The organism is Nocardia elegans NBRC 108235, assembly GCF_001612845.1.
Taxonomy (GTDB): domain Bacteria; phylum Actinomycetota; class Actinomycetes; order Mycobacteriales; family Mycobacteriaceae; genus Nocardia; species Nocardia nova.
Genome location: NZ_BDBF01000004.1, coordinates 117651 through 137202, shown reverse-complemented (window position 1 = coordinate 137202; position 19552 = coordinate 117651). Strand labels below are relative to the sequence as shown.

Here is a 19552-nt window from a genome sequence, read left to right as displayed (position 1 = left end):
CGGAGGGCAGCGATTCGTCGCGCCGCGCGGGGACTCGGCCTGCCTTCACAGTTCCCTCAGAAAGCCGGTCTACGCTCTGCGCAATTATCGGTCGACTCAGCTGAAGGAAACTGATGGCCAGGATTGCCAGGAACCTTCGCCACACCGCCACGCTGATCGCAGCATCGGTCGGGGTAGGCGCCGCATCCATCCCGTTCACGGCGCACGCGGCTCCGCTACCGAGCTTCCCGGTAGGCGCACCCGAATACACCGTGGATGTGAACACCCCGGCCGCGGCGCCCGGCTACATCTACTACAGCAACGGTGTCAGTGCGGCGGCGCTGGTTCCGGGGGCGGGTAAGGCGCTGTCGGCCGTTCCGGCTACCGCTCCGGCGAATATCGTGGTGGACAAGGCCGGGCATGAGGTCTGGCGCTACGCGCCTCCCACCGGACAGGACGTCTCGAACTTCCGCACCCAGACGTACCAGGGCAAACGGGTGCTGACGTGGTGGCAGGGCGGCACCGTCGGCGGGCACGGCTCGGGTGCCGACTACATCGCCGACGAACACGGCAACGTCATCGAAACCCTCGATGCCGGTGGCGCTCCCAGCGATGTGCACGAATTCCGCCTGACTCCCGACGGCCGAGCGCTGATCACGTCGTACCAGGAGGTGGACGCCGATCTGTCCGCGATCGGCGGCCCGAAGAACGGCAAGATGTACGACACCGTCGCCACGGTGGTCGACGTGGCGAGCAAGCGAGTTCTGTTGCGCTGGAGCGCCGCCGAGCACGTCCCGCTCACCGACACCACCACTCCCGGCAAACTTCCCGGCAGCGACACCTACGACCCGTACCACATGAATTCGATCGCGCTGGATCCCGACGGCGATCTGGTGATCTCGATGCGCGATACCTCCACCGTCTACGACGTCGACGTCCACACCGGTGCGATCAAGTGGCAACTCGGCGGCAGGCATTCGACTTTCGATCTCGGCCCCGGCGTCGAATTCGCGTTCCAGCACGATGCGGAATTCGCCGACCCGAATACTCTGCGCCTGTTCAACAACAACTCCAGCGGCTTCGAGACACTGGGTGTGTCGAGTGTGCAGTGGATCCACCTGGACCTCGACAATCACCGAGCCACATTGGTGCGCAACCAAACCCACCCCGACGGCCTGACCGCCTTCGCGATGGGCGACGCCCAGCCGCTCCCCAACGGCAACACCCTGGTGGGCTGGGGTATGGCACCGCATATTTCGGAATTCACCCCGACCGGCGACATGGTCTACGACGCCCGGTTGCCGCTGGGCACCTACCGAGCCTTCCCCGGCGACTGGGCACCGACCCCGAACTGAGGACGACATCGCCCCTCTCTGCCTAGAATTTCGCATTCCGATCAACCAGAACTAGCTGGTGGTGCCTCCCGGCGACGTGGTGGTGGTGCCGCCCGCCTGGGCGCTCCCGGATGCCAGCGCCTGTAGTAGCGACGGCAGCAGCGCCGCGCTACCGGTACCGGTCGACGGTTCGGTAGGCGTCGTATCGGCGACGGCGACAGCGGCGGGCGTGACCGCGGGTGCGGCAGCCTGGGCTGCGCCCACTCCGGCACCGATTAGCGCGGCAGCGGCAAAGGCAGAGAAGGCAATCGGATGATGCTCACAAAAATTACCCCTCGCTCGCTGTTGTGATGATATGTTTCGATCGCCGCGAGCAAACAAGCCGTTACATCCGCGTCCGAGGAGACTTCATGAGGCAAACCGCATCGAGCTTACGCGTCTTGGGGAATGTGCGGAATGACGGCCGTTGCGACGTCGGTCAGCACCTGGCATGAGTCATTCTTGGACGTTGTGGTGGAAAGTTTCACACCACCGCTTCGAAGGCCGATCAGCATCGAGCAGTAAGTACCGCCCTGCTCCCCTGCCGTCGCCACATCTCGCCCGTCGATCCGGAACGCTCTGAATTGCCGGCCCGGCCGAAAGTTGGCCTCGTAATAACTCATCGTCATATTGGTTACCTGAATATGGACGTCGGGCCCGCGGTCCGGATCCGCATCCTCCCGCGTTCGGAATTCACAACCCTTGTACTGCTCGCCGGCACCGCCAACTCTAGCCGGTATCGGTCGCCCCTCCGGCTGCAACTTCACTGACTCGAGCACGTCACCAGGGATACTGATACACGGATCGAATGCACTGGACAACGTGGTCGGCAATGCCGTACTGGATTGAGAGTTCCCAGCTCCGGTGCCGCACCCGCCGAGCATCAGAGATGCAGCCGATCCGATAACACATACCGATATGCTTAGAGCTTTCCTGCGCGAAGAGTATAGTTTCACAATTCTCCTACTTGGCGGCGCCAGGATTGTCCGGCGCTTGCGCGCCGCCCTTCGCCAAATCGTCCAAGGAGTTGTTGTCATGCACCTGGTCAGCTGAAACGGTGTCGTTGTACTCGAGGTTGTAAGCTTTTATGTACTCATCCACAGAATGCTGGTCCAGCTTTCCGCCATCAGCATTGGTAAAGGTGTTCAGCCTGTCCCTGAATTCTTGTTGGCCATCCTTCTCCACCTGTAGAACCGACGGATACTGGACAGTTTGCGGAGTCGGCTTCGGATTCACACCCTCCATCAATGCCTTATACGCTGGGTCCTCGGCAAAATCCTTGACCGTGCCTACCACTTTTCCACCGGGCACCGGAATCATATCGACGACCTTCTTCACATTGTCGCCGATCTCCTGCTTGTCGTCATGCGATTTCTGCGCCTGGTCGTTCTCGTCGGCGACGTGGCTGTGATCTTGGTAGATCAGCGCGTTTCGCTGTGCGTCGTCGACGATTCCGTCGAGGCTGGCCATTTTCTGGATCGCGTCCTGGGCGCTCACGTCTCCGGCCGTACCACCATGGGTGATCGAGTACAACGTGGCGTTGTCATAGGTTTGGCGGGCCAAATCTATGGTCTCGCGCCCCTCTCGAGTCTGGCTGGCGAGGAATGCCATGCGCTGGGCATCGCGAACCTCCATCGGCGCCGCGGGCTTCGGCGCATGCGGGTCGGAGCCGACCTGCGAGAACGCGTCGATGTTCGAAGCGTCCACGCGCGCAAGAGCATTCGCTAGTTCCGGGTTCTTGTTGAAGTTCTCCACCGTCTGCTGGAACAGCTGTTTTCCGTCTTTGTCGGTGATGAGCTTGTCGCCGTCGTGTGGCGCGAAGACGCTGGGGAGGGCGCTCATCGTCTTGCGGGCCAGATCGCCCTCGGGGCCCTGTTCGTGGGCGTGGTCGGCGGTCCAGCCGTAGAGGTTGGACGCCATTTTTCCTTGGTCGCCCCAGTCGTGGCCGAAGACAACGCTGTTGAACTTCTGCGGGTCGTAATCGCCGTGGGCGAGGTACTTGTCGCCCTGGGCACCGAAGGACAGGTCGTCCGGGATCTTGGCGCCGGTGGTGGCATCGAGTCCGGTCATCAACTGGTAGTCGGCAACGTGGTTGCGAACTCCGGTTCCCAAGAACTGGGAGGCCGCTTTCCGGAGCGCATCCTTGTCGCTGTCCTGGAATCCGGGCGGCATGACGCCGCCCATATTCTTGTCGACATTGTCGACGTAGTTGGCCAAACTGGCGCCCTGGCGCGCGGCTTCCATGCTGAATGTGGTGCCGCCCACCATGTTCGGATCGGATTTGGAGAGCAGATTCGCGAGCCGGGCTTTGTCCATCATGGCCTGACGGTTCGCGCCCGGACTCGGCGTTCCCTCACTGTTGCGTTCTTCCGCGCGGCCGGAGAGCACCTGGCGGATGTCGGACGGCAGGTTGGTGTATGCGCCAGGTGAGGTGAGCTTGCCGTCCGGGCCCGTACCGGTACCCAGATGTTCGTTGGTGATCGCCATCATGCCGTCCGCCAGGGCGCGCTGCTGAGCCGCCGCGACCGTGCTGGCCGGGTGGTCGGGGGTGGCGGTGGCCTGTTCCTGCAGATGGTCGTTCAGCGCCAGCAGGCCGTCCTTACCGGCCGCGTTGAAGAAGTGGCGGTAATAGTCCTGCACCTCGGCGGGGAGCGTCGGCACATCTTTGCCTTCGGACAGGGCCTGGATTTGGTCGGGCGTCAGCACGTAAGTCGGCAGATGGGCGGCAACCTCGTCCAATTTGGCCTGGTCGCCATTCCTGGCCGCGTCGGCAGCTTCTCTACCGTCCTCGTCACCGAGCCGCCCGCCCTGGGTGCCGGCGTCGTTCACGTCGAGATCCGAACCGAACAGGTCACCGGCAGAACGCACCAACTCCGCGGCCTCGGCAATTTTCGTACAGGCGCCGGCGACCGCATCGGAGAACGGGTGGAACGCCGCGTTGATGGCGTCCTGATGCGTGGTGATGACGTCCGCGGCGACGCCGTCCTTCTCACAGACCACCCAGTTGTCCGCAACTCGCAGACCGGCCGCTGTCGCGTCGGCAACCTTGTTCATCAGCACCGTGCGGTGCGAATCGATGTCGGCGGCGCCCGTCTTGATCGCCGTGCAGAGGTCGTCGACATAGGCCCACACTTTGCGCGCCTGGTCGTGATCCTCGCCGATACGGTCATACGCCGCGTTGTAGGCCGCACCTTGCCATGAATTTCCGGCGTCGGTGAAGAACTTCTTCGTATTGTCGATGTTGACCTGGAAGGTGTCGTTGTTCGCGGTGCTGATCGCGGTGGCGAAGTCGGTGAGAGCGGCCGTGTTCCACTTCTCGACGTTCGGCCGCAGCAGCGATGTCGTGCCCGGCGCGACCATCACTGACCTCCCGCGTGGTGGACGTCGAACTTACGCATATCGTCGGCGAAGCTCTCATCGGTTTCCAGATACCACTGGGAGGCGGTCATGATCTTCCCGGCCACCTGCGTGAACTTGCCGGCAACCCGCTGATAGGCGCCGTCGACGAACTGTCCCGCCTGGGTGCACACACCGTCGAGCCCGCTGCCCGGCAGTGCGGCAGCGAGACCGGCTGCCGCCGTTCCGATATCGACCTTCGCGATGTTCGTGGCCGCCAGAGTCACCGTGCCCGCCAACTTCTGCAACTCATCGATATCGGCCTGCAACAGCGCCATTCGATTACCCCCCACCTGATCGAGTTCTCGAGAGCACACTAGCCGATCCGTCCGGAGTCGAGACCGGTCCCACCATCCCGTAACGCGCAAGACAACCGGCGGCTACCGCGGCCGGATGGTTCCACCGACCCGTGCACGCGGCCGAGCGCAGCCGCGGTACGTCACACCGACGTGCGCCGGCGCGACAACCACCTAGGGTGTCTAGCGCTCCGCCCGGAAAACTCTATTGTGAACAATAGTGTTCGTAAATAAGGGGAGACCACGATGAAAGATCTGACCGGCCGGAAGTGCCTGATCACCGGCGCGGCCAGCGGGATCGGCCGGGCGACCGCGGTCGCCGCCGCCGCGGCGCGGATGCGGCTGGTGCTGACCGATATCGATGCCGAGGGGCTGGCCGAGACGGCGGCGCGGATCCGCGCCGGCGGGGGTGAGGTGCTGGAGGCGCAGGTGCTCGACGTCTCCGATTACGAGGCGGTGACCTCGTGGGCGAAGCGGGTGCACGACGAGTACGGCAGCCTCGACGTGGTCATGAATATCGCCGGCATCGCCACCTGGGGCACGGTCGAGAATCTCGAGCACCGCCACTGGAAGTCGATGGTCGATGTGAACCTGATGGGCCCGATCCACATCATCGAGAACTTCGTGCCGCCGATGGTGGCGGCGGGGCGCGGCGGACATCTGGTCAACGTCTCCTCGGCCGCGGGGCTGCTCGCGCTGCCGTGGCATGCGGCCTACAGCGCCGCGAAGTTCGGGCTGCGCGGAGTGTCGGAGGTGCTGCGATTCGACTTGGAGCGCCACGACATCGGCGTGAGCCTGGTGGTGCCCGGCGCGGTGCGCACGCCGCTGGTGGGCACCGTGCAGATCGTCGGCGTGGATCGCGACGATCCGCGGGTGCGGCGGATGGTGAAACTGTTCGAGGGGCATGCGGTGACGCCGGAGAAGGTCGCCGACCGGATCATCGCCGGCGTCCGGCACAACCGCTTCCTGGTGCACACCTCGCCCGATATCCGCGTCGGCTACTGGTTCGCCCGCAAGTTCGCGTGGCCGTACGAACTGGTGACGCGAATTGCCAACCGCGAGTTCAGCAAACTGCTGCCGGCCCCGGCGCGCGGCACTCAGTAGTGCGTCACGCAGACCACGAAACGCCTTTCGTTGTAGACGAATCCGCGATCACCGTCGGAGCAGCTGTTGACGTCGGTGGTGCCGTTCTTGATTTCCACCACGCGCACCCGGCCCGGGGCGGCGGTGGCACAGTCGACGGGAGTGGGGCTGCCGTCGGCGATACTCATGCAAGCGCCGGTGACCCAGTTGAAGTCGAGGCAGAGAGTGTCGGTGGCACCGCCGGGCAGCGTCTCGGCCACCGAGCGGTCGGCATCGGCCGGGCAGTGCGCGCCCGCGACGGCCTTCGCGGTGACCTTGTAGCGCGAATCCGTACCGGCGCAGGCGGTTTTCTGCACCGGCGCGCCGGCGTCGGGCGTGGCGACCACCGCGGCCACACAATCGCCGACGGCCACCGTCTCGCCCGGATGCTTCTGATCGGCACCCTTGTTCAGCACCAGCGGCTCGTCCGACGCCGAGGAGGTGACACCGGTGGCGGTCGGCTGGGCGGGCGCCTCGGCGGCCACGGGCGCGACCGTGGTGGTGGGTGATACCGCTGCCGCGGCACGCGTTTCGTCCGAATGATGCCGGCCGGCGGTGAACGACAGCGCGGCGGCGATCAGACATGCCGCCGACAGCGCGGCGGCAATCACGAAGCCCGTCAGGGTGACACCGGCTTGAACACGTCGGCGCGACACGTACTCGTCCTCCAGAGCGGTAACGCTTCGAACCACCCCGAACGATGATCGAAGAACACTTGCGAATTTGCAGACCTCGCAAATGCATACACCATCCGGGCGTTCACGTCGAGGCGGCGGCGGGGCCCGACGCATCGAAAATAAAAAGGTTTCTTTTTCACTAAATTACTTGATCACGATCGCGCAACAATGCCGCCGTTCGGGTTCCGGAATTACCAAGTCTGGCAATTAGCGTTCGACGCGTTATTGTCAGCTTTCGTCCGGACCGTTCGGCCGGAAGTCTCGTGAGAAGGAATCCTGAATGAAGTTCGGCACGTTCGCCGCAACCTCGATCCTGGCGGTGGCCACGGTCGGGATCACCGCGGGAACCGTGAACGCCAGTCCCCCGGCCGCACCACCGGCCGCCGCCAAAGAGATCACCACCTCCGGAACCGACCGCGGAGTCACCTATCACGCTGTACTCAGCGACTTTTCGCGGGTCCTGACCGCTGTCGTCGAGCACGGGCGATTCGAGGTCGACAAGGACGCGACCGCAGTGGCCCTGAAGTCCGACAACGGCGCCGACCTCGTCACGGTGCCGCTGACGTACCGGATGGCCGGCAGCACGGTCCATGTCGCGCAACACATCAGCGACGACGGGCACAAGGTCGTGCTCGAGCCCAAGGCCACCGCCACCGAGATCGGCGAGATGCAGCCGATCAATTCGATGGCGCGGCTGACCAACGAAATCAATCAGAACGTTGTCGGCCTGGTGGCCGGTGGCGTGCTCGGCGGCCTGATCGGCGCCGTCCTCGGGATGGGCTTCTTCAGCATCATCACCGGGCCGATCGGCATGGTGGTCGGCGCCATCGCGGGCGGATACGCGATGGGCGGCCAGCCTTTCCTGGACGCCGTCAACGCGGTCGTGAGCGGACAGCCCTGATCCGGGCCGGTGTCGCGGGGCGGACCGCGCCGCGCCGCGACACCGGTTTCGGACATCACGGGCGTTCTGCTTGCACCCCCGGCGAATTCGTGGCTCAATCCGAAGGATGGCCGGGGAACCGTATAGATGGGTCGCGACAGCCGAGACCGACATGGTCGAACTGCGCGATCCGGTTTCCGGCCGCGCGGTCGAGATCGTGCGGCCCTCGGACGAGGACCTGCCCGCTCCACTGCTGCGCGAGGTCGAGACGCTGGTCTTCGACTGGGCCAATCTGCTCACCCAGTACGAGGCGTGGTCGGATCTGCACACGCTGTACCGCCGCGAGCCGGACACCGTTCTCTGGGCCCTGAGTTGGCTGCTGGCGCTCTGGGCGGTCGTCGGTGAGACCCGGACCGGCAAACCGGCCGATGCGATCATCCGCGACCTGGATTACCGCGGGGGCTGGCGGGATCTGCGCAACGCCGAGGACGAGCGGGTCTGGACCGGATTGACGCAACGGGTGCGGCTGGGCGGCATCGCCGCGCTCACCGAGGATCCGCGGGCGGTGCGGGCCTATCACGACGCCTGCGTCGAACCGGCCGACATCGGCCCGATTCTGCTGCGGCACACGCTGATTCATCTGGACGCGCTGAGCCAGGATATGGACCGTGCCGGCATGCGAGCGCGCGGGCTCGCCTCCGCGGTGCTCGATCACACCGCTCCCGATCCCGGACCGCGGCGGCGGCTCTGTTTCCGGCCCTCGCGGCCGGGACCGGACGGGTTACGCGACCTCGGCTGAGGCCGGATCGGCGCCGGGATGCAGGCGGCGGAATCGGCTGCCGTGAAAGACCAGCGGTTCGTGCTGTGAGCGCGTCGCCAGGCGGGTGATCTGCACCAGGACGACCTGATGGTCGCCGGCCGACACCTGCGTGTGCACCGTGCCCTCCAGCCAGGCCGCCGCGCCGCCGACGAAGAGGGAACCGCCCTCTCCCCGCTGCACTTCGACATCGCCGAACCGGTCGCCGTTGCGGCTGCTCATTCGCTGCGCCGCCTCGTCCTGGTGGGCGCTGAGCAGACTCAGACCCAATCGCTGGGCGCCGACCAGTTTGGGCCAGGTGGTCGAGCTGTTCTGCACGCAGAAGGACACCAGCGGCGGATCCAGGGATACGGGCACGAAGGTGCTCACCACCAAACCGGCCGGAACACCGTCGAATTCCGCGCAGACCGCGACCACACCGCTCGGAAAATGCGCGAAGGCGCGACGCAAACCCGCACTGTCGGAGGGTATTTCGCTCAGATCAGACATGATTACCCACTTCTCGACTCACTCGCGGACGTCTGTTCAGATGACGCCGTGCAACGGGGGTGCGGTGCCGTTGAGCACCGCACGCCCGATGTGCTGGTACTTCCACCGCACCGGATCGTGCAGCGTATGCGTGCGGGCGTTGCGCCAGAACCGGTCCAAACCCAGATCGGCTGCGGCACTGCGGGTTCCGCTCACCTCGAACAGTGCGGCCGATACCTCGTTCGCGGCGCGGTCGGAGGTGATCTTGGCGGTAGCGACCGCGATCGACGCCTCCGCCGCGAGCGCGGTGGCCGTATCGGTGTCGAGTTCGCCGCTGTTCGTCTGTGCGACAACATGATCCACGGCTCGCCCGGCCACCTCGAAGGTCGCCTCGGCGGCGGCCACGGTGACCGCCAACTCGCCGATGCGCTGGATCACCAGCGGATCCTCACTCGCCCGATCGACCCCGGCCTCGAACCACGGGCGGCTCTCGGTGCGCACGAACTCCGCGGCCGCGTCCAGCGCGCCACGGGCGATGCCCACGTCGATCGCGACGTGCAGCAACTGCGCGAAGGCTCCGTAGCCGGTGGGGGCACGCACCGCCGCCGCCCGTGGGATCAGTTGGTCACCCGTGACCCGCACCGCCTCGAGTGTCACGGTCCCGCTACCCGTCGTGCGCTGGCCGATGCCGTTCCAGTCGTCGACGATCGTCACACCCGTGGTATCGGCGGGCAGGAAGGCGATGTATTCGCCGGGGTCCAGGCCGCTGCGCCCGTCGGGATCGTCCAGACGGGTCAGTACGGCCAGCAGATCCGCGAAAAGCGAACCCGTACAATAGAATTTGGTTCCGTCGATTCTCAACCCGCCTTCGGCGGGACGCAGTGTGGTGCCGATTTCGGCGATGGTCGCGCTGCTGCGCTCGGATTGCGCGTTCGCTATCCGCGCGCCGGCGAGCACCCGGCCGAAATAGCGTTCCCGCTGAGCCCGAGTTCCCGCCAGTCGCAACAGATTCAGATAGACGAAATGGCTGTGCGGAATCTGCGCGATATTCGGGTCCGCCGCCGCCAGCAGCCGGAACACCTCCGCCACCTGGGCGGGCGCCAGATCCGCACCACCGAATTCGGCCGGCACGGTGACGGCCAGCAGCCCACTGGCCGAGAGCTGGTCCAGTTCCCGATGCGGCAACTCGCGGGCACTGTCGCGCCGGGCCGCATCGACCGCGAATTGCGCGGCCAGACGTACCGCCGTCTCGTGAGCCTGGGCGGCGGAGATGATCCGCGCGGCGGCGACGGCAGTCATCGACTCGCCGCCAATTCGGGTTCGCGCTGGGCCTCCAACTCCCGGACCAGCGGCAGCACCTTGGCGCCGAAGTACTCGATCTCCTCCTGGAAGTGCAGGAAGCCCGCGAGGATGAGGTCGACCCCCAGGTCGCGGTAGGCGACGATCCGCTCGGCGATCTGCTCGGGAGTGCCGATCAGCTGGGTGCGGAAGCCGTCGTTGTACTGGACCAGATCTTCGTAGGTGGAATCCGCCCACATGCCCTTGCCGTCGCGCGTGGAAGCGCCGGCCTGCTGCACCGCGTCGCGGAAACCCTCCACGGCGGGCCGGTTGGCCTTCTCGATGATCTCGCGCAGGGTGTCGCGGGCCTCGGCCTCGGTGTCGCGCGCGATGATGAACCCGTTCAGGCCGAACTTGACCTCACGGTTGTGCTCGCGCGCGACCGCACGGACGTCCTCGATCTGTTCGGTGACGCCGTCGAAATCCTTGCCGTTGGAGAAGTACCAGTCGGCATAGCGGCCGCCGTTGCGCCGCGCGGCGGTCGAGTTACCGCCCTGGAAGAGCTCGGGATTCGGCCGCTCCGCCGTGTTGAGCGGCTTGGGCTTCAGTGTCAGGTCTCGAATCCGGTAGAAGTCGCCGGCGTAGTTCACCTCGTCCTCGGTCCACAGCTTGCGGATGACCTCGAGGAATTCGGCGCTGCGCCGGTACCGCTCGTCGTGCTCGAGCCACGGCTCCCCGAGCGCGGTGAACTCCCCGCCGAACCAACCGGATACGACATTGATCGCGAAGCGTCCGCCGGACAGATGGTCGGCGGTGACCCCGAATTTCGCCAGTACCGCCGGATGCCACAGCCCCGGGTGCACGGCCGCGATCACCTTCAGCCGCTCGGTTGCGCCCAGCAGCGCGAGGCTGAACGACGTCGACTCGTGCTGGTATTCCGCGCCGTAGGAGGCTGTGTAGCGCACCTGCGAGAGGGCGTAGTCGAAGCCGTTGTTCTCGGCCGTGCGCGCCAGCTTCTTGTTGTATTCGAAATCCCAGCCGGTGCGCTGATCGATCGTGCTGGTCACCAGCCCGCCGCTGACGTTGGGCACCCAGTAGGCGAACCGGGTCTGCTCGGCGATCTTCTCGGTGGTCATCGACACTCCTGTGATGGGGACATCCGCACCCGGTCGCGCCGACGGCCGGGCTGTTCGGTGCGCGAACCGTGGTCGGTACAACCGTGGTCAGTGCGCCGAGTGCGGCAACCGTGCACCCGACGCACCTCCACTTCAACACCGCCGAACCGCCCGGACGAGGGTTTGAATCCTCAGGATCGGATCAGCCGCTGTGCTCCGATCAACGGCCCGCCGTTACGCCGGAGCGACCGCCGAGCCGTACCGCGAGCGTTCGAACCGGCCCGCCGGCTGGAGTCGCGCCACCAACTCGTCGGCGCCCTCACCGGTGATCTGCTCGAGCAGCGCGTCGGCATCGGCGAGCGAGTTGATCTGCAGCAGGGGTTGTGGCTTGTGCAGCGTGCTCACCAGCACCGAGGCGACGCGCTGGTCGACGGCCGCGGCGGCGAAGAACCGGTTGCCGATCTCGGCCAGCTCCGGATCGCCGAGGAACAGGCGGGTCACCTTGGCGGCGGCATCGGAGCGGGCCAGCAGGAACGCGGTGTACTGCTCCTCGATCCACTCGGCGTCGAAGGGGCCCTCGTGCGCGGAGGCGGCCGCGACGAGCCGCTGCGCCTGAATGAGTCCGCTCTGCGCGCCCTGGCCGGCGATCGGGTCGTAGGCGACCGCGGTGTCCCCGAGCGCTGCCACGACGTGCCCGCCCGCCGTGCGGCCGACACCGTGCCGAACCACCGGCCGCACCGCGCCCTTCAGCCAGGAGTGCGGGTCCTCGGCGATTACCTTGGTGGCCAGCACCTCCGGCAGATCCCAGTCGATGTAGTCGCGGTAGAGCTCGGTCACGATGCGGTGCGCCGACTCGGCGGAATCCGCGGCGGCGAACCGGCTCTCCCATTCACTGCCCGGCCGCGCCCAGCCGAGGAAGGCCCAGCTCGGCCCGGCGTCCTTGTGCAGATACGGACCCCACCACGCCTCGCCCTGCTCGGCGAAGATGGAGAATCCGCTGTGCTGGCCGCCGGAGGTGCTGCGGTGCGCGAAAACCTCGGGGTCGTACCCCAATCCGGTCACGGTGACGGTGAGCAGACTGCGCTGCGGCGCGTCGTAGACGGTCCGTTCGGTGTCGATCGGGAACAGCTCCGCCAAACCCGCCTTACCGGTCGCGACCAGTACCAGATCGTTCGCGGCGGCGATGGCGTCCAGGCGCTCGGGGGTCACCTTCTCGACCACGAAGCGACCACCGGCCTCGACGAACGCTGTCAGTCGCTCGTCGACCTTGAGCCGGGTGTCGACCGCGATGCCGACGAACCCGTCGAAATCACCGTCGAATCCGATCAATTCGGGCCGTTCCGGCCCGGGACCCGCGATGCGCACGCTGAGTCCGGTGTGCTGCGGGGCCCGATTCACATAGGTGTCGAGTCCGAGGGCGGTTTCGGCGGCCTGGGCCTCACCGAAGATGAGCGCGGTTCCGGTGGCGGGGATGTCGTCACGCAGCCCGCGTTGGTCGCGATCGCTGTGGATCGTGACGTCGAACCCGGCTTGCTGCAGTCCGAGAGCGGCGGTGACACCGGCGATGCCGGCGCCGACGATGGCGGCGGTGCGTTTCGAATTCTGGTTCGTCATAGACGAAATACTGCGCTTGCCAGCGGCTTTCGTTGACAGTTGCAATCACCGGGAATCGATGTACCCGCACCGCCGATCGGTCACGTCGCCGTGATGCCCGCCTGCGGTCGCACCTGTTCGTCCGGCAGCGCCGTCGAACCCGGCCCGCCGAGCCGATAGCGGGCGCCGCGATGGTCGGCCGGCAACCGGTCGCCCGCGCCGAACAGCGCGTTGCGCAGCGTGCCCGGGACATACTCCCGCGGATAGGCGCCGCGCTCAGTGAGCACCGGAATCACATGCCGCACAATATCTTCGAATGTTCCCGGGGTAATCGCGTAGGCCAGGTTGTAGCCGTCGATATCGGTCTCGTCGACCCATTCCTGGAGCCGGTCCGCCACCGACGTACCCGATCCGACGAATACGGGCCCCATTCCGCCGATGCCGGCCCAGGCCGCGATATCCCGCACGGTCCATTCCCGGCCGTCGTCGTCGAATTCCTGGAACGCGGCCACGGCGGACAGGATCGCATTGCTGTTCACCTCGCCGATCGGGTCGTCGAGGTCGTACCGGGACAGGTCGATACCCATCCAGCCGGACATGAACACCAGGCCGCCCTCGACGCTGGCATACGAGCGGTATTCGTCGTATTTGCGTTGCGCCGCTTCGTCGGTGGCGTCGGTGATGATGGTGGCGAGCGCGTAGACTCGGGCGGCGTAGCGGTCGCGACCGGCCGCCTCCAGCGCATCGCGGATCCGGGTAACCGTCTGTGCCAGAACCCGTTTCGACGGCGCGGCGACGAAAATCGCCTCGGCGTTCTCGGCGGCGAAGGCCACGCCGCGGGGTGAGGCGCCCGCCTGGTAGATCACCGGGGTCCGCTGCGGCGAGGGCTCCGACAGGTGGATACCCGGCACCGTGAAGTGCTTTCCGGCGTGCCCGATGTGATGCACCTTCGCCGGATCGACGTAGATGCCCTGCGCCCGGTCGCGCACGACCGCGTCGTCCTCCCAGGAACCTTCCCAGAGCTTGTACAGCACCTCGAGATATTCGTCGGCGTGGTTGTAGCGTTCGTCGTGGTCGAGGTGCTCGGACTCACCCATATTGGCGGCGGCCGACGGTAGATATCCGGTGACCACGTTCCAGCCCAACCGGCCGTTGGTCAGATGGTCCAGGGTCGACAGCCGCCGGGCGAACGGGAAGGGATGCTCGAACCCGGTGCCGGTCGTGATGCCGAACCCCAGATGTTCGGTCACCGCCGCCATCGCCGAGACCAGCAGCAGCGGATCGGCGACCGGTACCTGCGCGCCCTGCCGCAACGCGGCGATGTCGTTGCCGCCGTATACGTCGTAGATACCCAGCACGTCGGCGATGAAGATGCCGTCGAAACGGCCGCGTTCCAGCAGTTTCGCCAATTCGGTCCAGTAGCTCAACTCCTTGTAGCGATGCGACTGGTCCTCGGGGTGGCGCCACAGCCCCGGGGACTGGTGCGCCACACAGTTCATATCGAAGGCGTTGAAACGGATGCGCCGGGTCATCGCCGCACCTGGCCCTCGCGGCTACCCGCGCTCCACGCGTACGGGAGTTCGGATCCGTTGAGCAGGTGGTCGCCGATGGCTCGCGCCTTCTGAACCGCGGGATTGTGCACCGAGATGGTGCGGGCGTTGCGCCAATGCCGGTCCAGCCGCAGATCTTCGGAGGTGATCGAGGCGCCACCGACCTCGAACAGCTGAGTGGTGGCGGTCAGGACGGTGTCGATCACACCGAGTTGCGCCTGGGCCGAGGCCAATTCGACCGCGTCCAGCGCGGCCTCGTCCTGTGCTCCGGCGGCCAGCACGCCGTCCAGCAGGTCGGCCACGGCCAGCACACTGGCTCGCGCTCCGAACGCCGCGGCCGACAACTTCCCGATCACGTGCTGTACCAGCGGGTCGTGGCGGGGTAGATCGGCGACCGAATGGCTGTAGCTGCGGGTGCGGTCGGCGACCCAGGCCCGAACGTCGGATTCCGCCCGCTGGGCGATACCGGCCAGCACCGCCAACTGCACCAACTGCAGATACGAGGTGGCGTAGGTACGGCCGGGCGCTCCGTAACCCGGGCCGAGCACTCGCTCTTCGGGGATCCGCACATCGTTGAATTCCGTTGTGCCGCTGGCGGTCAGCCGCTGCCCGAAGCCGTCCCAGTCGTCGCTCTGCCGCACACCGTCGGCATTCGCGTCGACCAGCACCGACACCCGTTCCCCGTCACGGTCTGCCGCGACCAGAATATGGTCGGCGTACAGCGAACCGGTGCTGTAGTACTTGGTGCCGTTCAGCAGCCAGTCGTTGTCGGTGCCACGAGTCAGCCGGGTGCGGTAGCGGTCTACCGCGCCGACGCCCGGTTCGGTGATGGCGTTACCGACCAGCACACCGGAGCCGGCCGCGCGCAGCCAGTGCTCGCGCGCGGGACCGGGCTCGGCCAGCAGCTGATCCTCGACGAACGAGAAGTGCACCCGAAGTGCCTGCGGCAGATTGGATTCCGCGGCGGCGAGGTCGATCAGCAGCCGGAACAGCTGTCGCACGCTGACGCCGAAGCCGCCGTATTCGGCCGGCACCCGGAGCGCCCCGAATCCGGCTTGCCGCAGCCAGTCGACCTCCTCGTAGGCCAGGCGGCGATCGATCTCGCGCGCCACCGCCCCGGCGGCGATGCGGTCGAATACGGGGCCGAAGATGTCGTCGAGGTCGCGATCGGAGATCTGCTGCGGTGCTGTGGAGGCCATACCCGACGATGACCCGGCAGCGCGATTCGCTCACCCATTACACGCAGCGGGAACATAACTATCCGTCACATGCTCAGGAGGGTCGCATCCGCAGTTCGTCGTGGAGGATCCGCGCGGCCGTAGCCATCGCGGCCTCCGCGCCGGGCTGCACCACGGCGGGTACCCGCGATCGGGTCAGCACGGCTACGGCCAGGGTTTGCCCGTCGGCGTGTTCGGCTACGCCCGCCTCGTGCCGCAGATTCAGCAGCGTGCCGGTCTTCGACGACCAGCGGGTGGCGTCGGAGCTGAAATCGGGGGCGAGGCGTTGACGTAACAGGTTGCCCGACAGGAACTCTCGCACTCTCGCGGCGGCGTCGCGGTGGGCCCGCACCGGCCGCCACATTTCGGCGAGCAGATCGACGAACGCTCGCGCGGTGCCGGTGTTCGCATGGCTGATGTCGAGTTGCGTGACCGGATGCCCGCGGCCGGCCGTGGCGGCCTCGATGGCCAGGGCATGGGCGAGGTGGCCGTCGGCCGGGGCGAACTGCTCGGCCGGGGTCCGCACCAGATCGTCGGCCAGATGCCGCACCGCGATGCCCTCGTGGCCCAGGCGGCGCAATTCGGCGGTCACCGCGGCGGGCGGAGTCAGCTCGAACAGCGCGTCGGTGGCCCCGCCGTCGCTGATCGCGATGCTCAGATACATCAGATCCTCGACCGCGACCGTGGCCGGATGGCGAAATCTGCTCAACCCGGTCGGGCCGGCCACCGTGCTGCGGCCGGGCAGCACCCGGATCGGAGCCGCCGGATCGATCTCGCCGCGCATCACCCGTTCCATCGTCGCCAGTACGAGCGGCACCTTCACCAGCGAAGCGATCGGCAATTCCAGTTCGGCGTCGAGGCCCAGCTCGTCGCCGGTGTCGAGATCGCGCACCAGAATCGAGCCGTCCAGTCCGGCGTCGTGCAGTTCCGTGCGCGCGCGGCGCAGTGCGGTCGAAACGCCCATGTTCAGCTCTGCTCGTCGCGTGCGACGTCGTTGTCCGGCACGCCGAGACAGCGGCCGATCGGTTCGGCGCCCAGGGCGCGCACGCGTTCCGCGTCCTCGCGCGATCCGGCCGCGATGTCGTAGCCCCGGGCGAGCTCCACCTCCCCGATCGGCCGCCAGTGCAGGCCCAGTTCGGCGGCCTGGGCTGGCGAGCACAACAGCAGATCGGTGCCGTCGAGCACCTCGGCGACCGCGGTGACCAGCGACGGCGCGACCTCCACCTGGGCCGGGCGCAAGCCGAGCGAATCGCGCAGCCGGGTGATCCGATCGCGGATGTGCGGCACATCGTCCTCCGGCTGTATCCAGACGCCGCGCCGACGTTGCTGCCCCGAAAGGCGCAGTACGCGAAGGGTTTCCAGAAAGATCGGCGCGCTGTGCGGGCCGGTGATGTCGGCCAGGCCCAACGGTACGCGCCAGACGCCGCGATCGGCGGGGACAGCCAGGATCGCCGCACGCACCTCGTGGGTGCGGGTGAGTTCCGCGCGCCGCGCCGGATCGGCCGGCTCCGGTTCGAGCCGAAGTTGCGCAGCGCGGCATTCGGCGATCAGCGCGGCCAGCGGCACCGGCCCGCAGGTGGCGGGCAGCGCCAACCGGAACGGGCGTTGCCGGGCCCGCTCGGCATGTTCCGCCAGAGCCTCGGCGGCCTCGACCAGCCGCCGCGCCGACGGCAACATATCGCGGCCGAACGAGGTCAATGTGGCCGTGCGCGAGGTTCGTTCGAGCAATCGCGCGCCGAAGTGCCGTTCCAGCGCCGCGATCCGGCGACTCGCGACCGACTGCGGGATCTGCGCGGCGGCCGCACCCGCGGTGAAGCTACCGAGCCCGCTCACCGCGACGAACGCCTTGCAGGCGGCGACCATGTCCACGATCGCGCAGTCTATGCCGAAACAGCATGGATACCGCCACAGGTGTCTTGGACAGCATGCGCGAGGGCTGCCACTCTTGCTGCGAGCGCTCACAGCCATCCATCCACAAGGAACGCATATGATGCCCCCTCGCTTCACCCGCTCGGCCGTGCTGGTCGCGGCCGCTGCCACGCTCATCCCGCTGAGCGCCTGCGGTGCCGATCGAAGCGCCGCGCCCGTATCGAGCGCGCCCCTATCGACCGCGGCGCCCACATCGACGGTTCCGCTCGCCGCCGAATCGCTGGCCGAATTCCACGATCTGGAGGCTCGCCTGCACGGCCGGCTCGGCGTCTACGCGCTCGACACCGGCACCGGACGGGTCGTGGAATACCGCTCGGACGAGCGGTTTCCGTATTGCTCGACGTTCAAGGCGCTGGCCGCGGGAGCGCTGCTGAGCACCCTCCCACCCGCCGAACTCGACCGTCGCATCACCTACACCCGGGCCGATCTGGTGCCCAATTCCCCGGTCACCGAACAACATGTCGACCAGGGCCTGACCGTGCGCGAGATCATGGACGCCGCGGTGCGGTTCAGCGACAACACCGCCGGCAATCTGATGTTCGCCGAACTCGGCGGCCCACAGGGGTTGCAGCAGCGGCTGCGCACCATCGGCGATACCACCACGCGGATGGACCGCACCGAGACCACGCTGAACGAGGCCCTGCCCGGCGACGAGCGCGACACCAGTACGCCGCGCGCGCTGGCCGCCGATCTGCGGCACTACGTGCTCGACCCGGCGGTCGCCGCCGATGATCGCGACGTGCTCACCGGACTGCTGCGGGCCAACACCACCGGCGGTGCGCTGATCCGGGCCGGGGTGCCGGCGGGCTGGCAGGTCGGCGACAAGACCGGCGCGGGCGACTACGGAACGCGCAACGATATCGCCGTGGCGTGGCCGCCGGGACGTGCGCCGATCGTGCTGACGATCCTGTCCACCCGCGACCGGCCGGACGCCGAATACGACAATGCGGCGATCACCCGTGCCGCCACGATCGCGATCGCCACCTTGGACGGCACCCCTGTTCCACGCTGATTGTGCCGAATTACCCTGTACTACAAGGTTGTTCGCAAGAACCGGGTACCCCGGGTCGGTGCCGATCGACCCGGGGTACCCGGCGGGATACCGCTCTGCCCTACTTGGCCGGAGCCGGAGCAGGGTTGAACGGCGCATTGACGGTGGTGAAGTACTGGGCGACCGCCAGAATCGCCACCGGTGCGGTGACCAGCAACTGGCCCGCCAGCGTGCCCAGCGCACCGACCGCGATGATGCCGCCGAAGCAGCCGATCACGGCCGCGGGCAGGAAGGCGCCGAACAGTCCGACGATCGCGGCCGCGGCGACGGTCGCACCCGCGATACCGCCGAGCAAGCAGCCCACGGCTCCGCCGGTGATGCCACCGACCAGCGTGCCGATCGTGGCCCCCGCGGTGATGGTGCTGGTCAGGCGGGTCCACGCCGCTACTTCCCGGTCATAGGGCGTCTTCCACGGCGCCTGGTCCTCGAACGGGAGCGCGACCGGCTTGTAGACCGCGTGCTGCAGATCGAACTGCGGCGTCAGGGTGGCGGTGCGACCTGCGATATCGGCCGCGATCGGGAATTCGAAATCGTCGACCCGGAACGTCAATTCGGTTCCGGCGAGAGTGGCCCCACTGGCGGCCTTGATCTTGAAGACACCATTTTCCACGCCCAGCGAACCGGCATCGGTGGATATGATCGTCGACTTCTCGTTCGTCGATGCCCGATAATTGACGACACCCTCGTCGGGTGTGTCGGGCGCGGCATTCACGGTGCCGGCCGTCACGCCGACGGCGGCGGCCACCGTGGCCGCGACCACGGCAAAGTTCCTCATCTTCACTGCTTTTCCTCATCACTCATTGCATTCGGC

General features: G+C 66.9%; 19 protein-coding genes. 5 read left to right on the top strand and 14 right to left on the bottom strand.

The window, feature by feature from the left end; all coding sequences use genetic code 11:
• Positions 1–113: 113 nt before the first annotated feature.
• Positions 114–1334 (top strand): arylsulfotransferase family protein, encoded by a 1221-nt coding sequence (locus NE2_RS04330; RefSeq protein WP_063024032.1) that lies wholly within the window; start codon positions 114–116, stop codon positions 1332–1334.
• 51 nt (positions 1335–1385) lie between these two features.
• On the opposite strand, the gene NE2_RS04325 is transcribed toward NE2_RS04330, so the two are convergent.
• The 4 genes from NE2_RS04325 to NE2_RS04310 all read right to left on the bottom strand — a co-directional run bounded on the left by NE2_RS04325 (position 1386) and on the right by NE2_RS04310 (position 5026).
• Positions 1386–1577, bottom strand: coding sequence for a hypothetical protein (locus NE2_RS04325; RefSeq protein WP_063024030.1), 192 nt, complete (start codon positions 1575–1577; stop codon positions 1386–1388).
• A 167-nt stretch (positions 1578–1744) separates the two neighbouring features.
• Positions 1745–2236: a DUF3558 family protein gene (locus NE2_RS34715; protein WP_233429663.1), complete on the bottom strand. Its 492-nt coding sequence runs from the start codon at positions 2234–2236 to the stop codon at positions 1745–1747.
• 79 nt (positions 2237–2315) lie between these two features.
• Complete coding sequence (locus NE2_RS04315; RefSeq protein ID WP_063024026.1) at positions 2316–4712, bottom strand: TPR repeat domain-containing protein; 2397 nt, start codon at positions 4710–4712, stop codon at positions 2316–2318.
• On the bottom strand, positions 4712–5026 hold the full coding sequence (locus NE2_RS04310; RefSeq protein ID WP_063024024.1) for a hypothetical protein: 315 nt from the start codon (positions 5024–5026) through the stop codon (positions 4712–4714). The genes NE2_RS04315 and NE2_RS04310 overlap by 1 nt, the downstream gene beginning before the upstream one ends.
• 264 nt (positions 5027–5290) lie before the next feature.
• Here NE2_RS04310 and NE2_RS04305 point away from each other — a divergent pair, with 264 nt between their 5' ends.
• Positions 5291–6148: an SDR family oxidoreductase gene (locus NE2_RS04305; RefSeq protein ID WP_063024022.1), complete on the top strand. Its 858-nt coding sequence runs from the start codon at positions 5291–5293 to the stop codon at positions 6146–6148.
• On the opposite strand, the gene NE2_RS04300 is transcribed toward NE2_RS04305, so the two are convergent.
• Complete coding sequence (locus NE2_RS04300; RefSeq protein ID WP_063024020.1) at positions 6142–6822, bottom strand: hypothetical protein; 681 nt, start codon at positions 6820–6822, stop codon at positions 6142–6144. The genes NE2_RS04305 and NE2_RS04300 overlap by 7 nt on opposite strands.
• Before the next feature lie 301 nt (positions 6823–7123).
• On the opposite strand from NE2_RS04300, the gene NE2_RS04295 reads away from it, so the two are divergent.
• Both NE2_RS04295 and NE2_RS04290 read left to right on the top strand, forming a co-directional pair.
• On the top strand, positions 7124–7744 hold the full coding sequence (locus NE2_RS04295; protein WP_030516537.1) for a DUF8020 domain-containing protein: 621 nt from the start codon (positions 7124–7126) through the stop codon (positions 7742–7744).
• 106 nt (positions 7745–7850) lie between these two features.
• Positions 7851–8522, top strand: coding sequence for a hypothetical protein (locus tag NE2_RS04290; protein ID WP_051756529.1), 672 nt, complete (start codon positions 7851–7853; stop codon positions 8520–8522).
• Here NE2_RS04290 and NE2_RS04285 read toward each other — a convergent pair.
• The 8 genes from NE2_RS04285 to NE2_RS04250 all read right to left on the bottom strand — a co-directional run bounded on the left by NE2_RS04285 (position 8505) and on the right by NE2_RS04250 (position 17624).
• Entirely contained in the window at positions 8505–9029 is a 525-nt protein-coding gene (locus NE2_RS04285; RefSeq protein ID WP_063024018.1) for a flavin reductase family protein, read from the bottom strand. The genes NE2_RS04290 and NE2_RS04285 overlap by 18 nt on opposite strands.
• 36 nt (positions 9030–9065) lie before the next feature.
• Positions 9066–10307 carry an SfnB family sulfur acquisition oxidoreductase gene (locus tag NE2_RS04280; protein ID WP_063024016.1) on the bottom strand — a complete coding sequence of 414 codons (1242 nt, stop codon included), beginning with the start codon at positions 10305–10307 and terminating at the stop codon, positions 9066–9068.
• Positions 10304–11422, bottom strand: a complete 1119-nt coding sequence (sfnG, locus tag NE2_RS04275; RefSeq protein ID WP_030516541.1) for a dimethylsulfone monooxygenase SfnG — start codon at positions 11420–11422, stop codon at positions 10304–10306. Before sfnG ends, NE2_RS04280 begins: the two co-directional genes overlap by 4 nt.
• Positions 11423–11635: 213 nt before the next feature.
• A complete protein-coding gene (locus tag NE2_RS04270) occupies positions 11636–13015 on the bottom strand; it encodes a styrene monooxygenase/indole monooxygenase family protein (RefSeq protein WP_063024013.1) in 1380 nt (459 codons plus the stop codon).
• Between the two features lie 80 nt (positions 13016–13095).
• Complete coding sequence (locus tag NE2_RS04265; RefSeq protein WP_063024011.1) at positions 13096–14526, bottom strand: LLM class flavin-dependent oxidoreductase; 1431 nt, start codon at positions 14524–14526, stop codon at positions 13096–13098.
• Positions 14523–15743 (bottom strand): acyl-CoA dehydrogenase family protein, encoded by a 1221-nt coding sequence (locus tag NE2_RS04260; protein ID WP_063024009.1) that lies wholly within the window; start codon positions 15741–15743, stop codon positions 14523–14525. The genes NE2_RS04265 and NE2_RS04260 overlap by 4 nt, the downstream gene beginning before the upstream one ends.
• 73 nt (positions 15744–15816) lie before the next feature.
• Positions 15817–16725 (bottom strand): serine hydrolase, encoded by a 909-nt coding sequence (locus tag NE2_RS04255; RefSeq protein ID WP_063024007.1) that lies wholly within the window; start codon positions 16723–16725, stop codon positions 15817–15819.
• A 2-nt stretch (positions 16726–16727) separates the two neighbouring features.
• A complete protein-coding gene (locus NE2_RS04250) occupies positions 16728–17624 on the bottom strand; it encodes a LysR family transcriptional regulator (protein WP_233429662.1) in 897 nt (298 codons plus the stop codon).
• A gap of 124 nt (positions 17625–17748) precedes the next feature.
• Here NE2_RS04250 and bla point away from each other — a divergent pair, with 124 nt between their 5' ends.
• Complete coding sequence (bla, locus tag NE2_RS04245; protein ID WP_063909260.1) at positions 17749–18702, top strand: class A beta-lactamase; 954 nt, start codon at positions 17749–17751, stop codon at positions 18700–18702.
• Positions 18703–18802: 100 nt separating this feature from the next.
• Here the strand turns inward: bla and NE2_RS04240 are convergent, their stop codons facing one another.
• On the bottom strand, positions 18803–19516 hold the full coding sequence (locus NE2_RS04240) for a DUF8020 domain-containing protein (RefSeq protein ID WP_106958354.1): 714 nt from the start codon (positions 19514–19516) through the stop codon (positions 18803–18805).
• Positions 19517–19552: the final 36 nt, after the last annotated feature.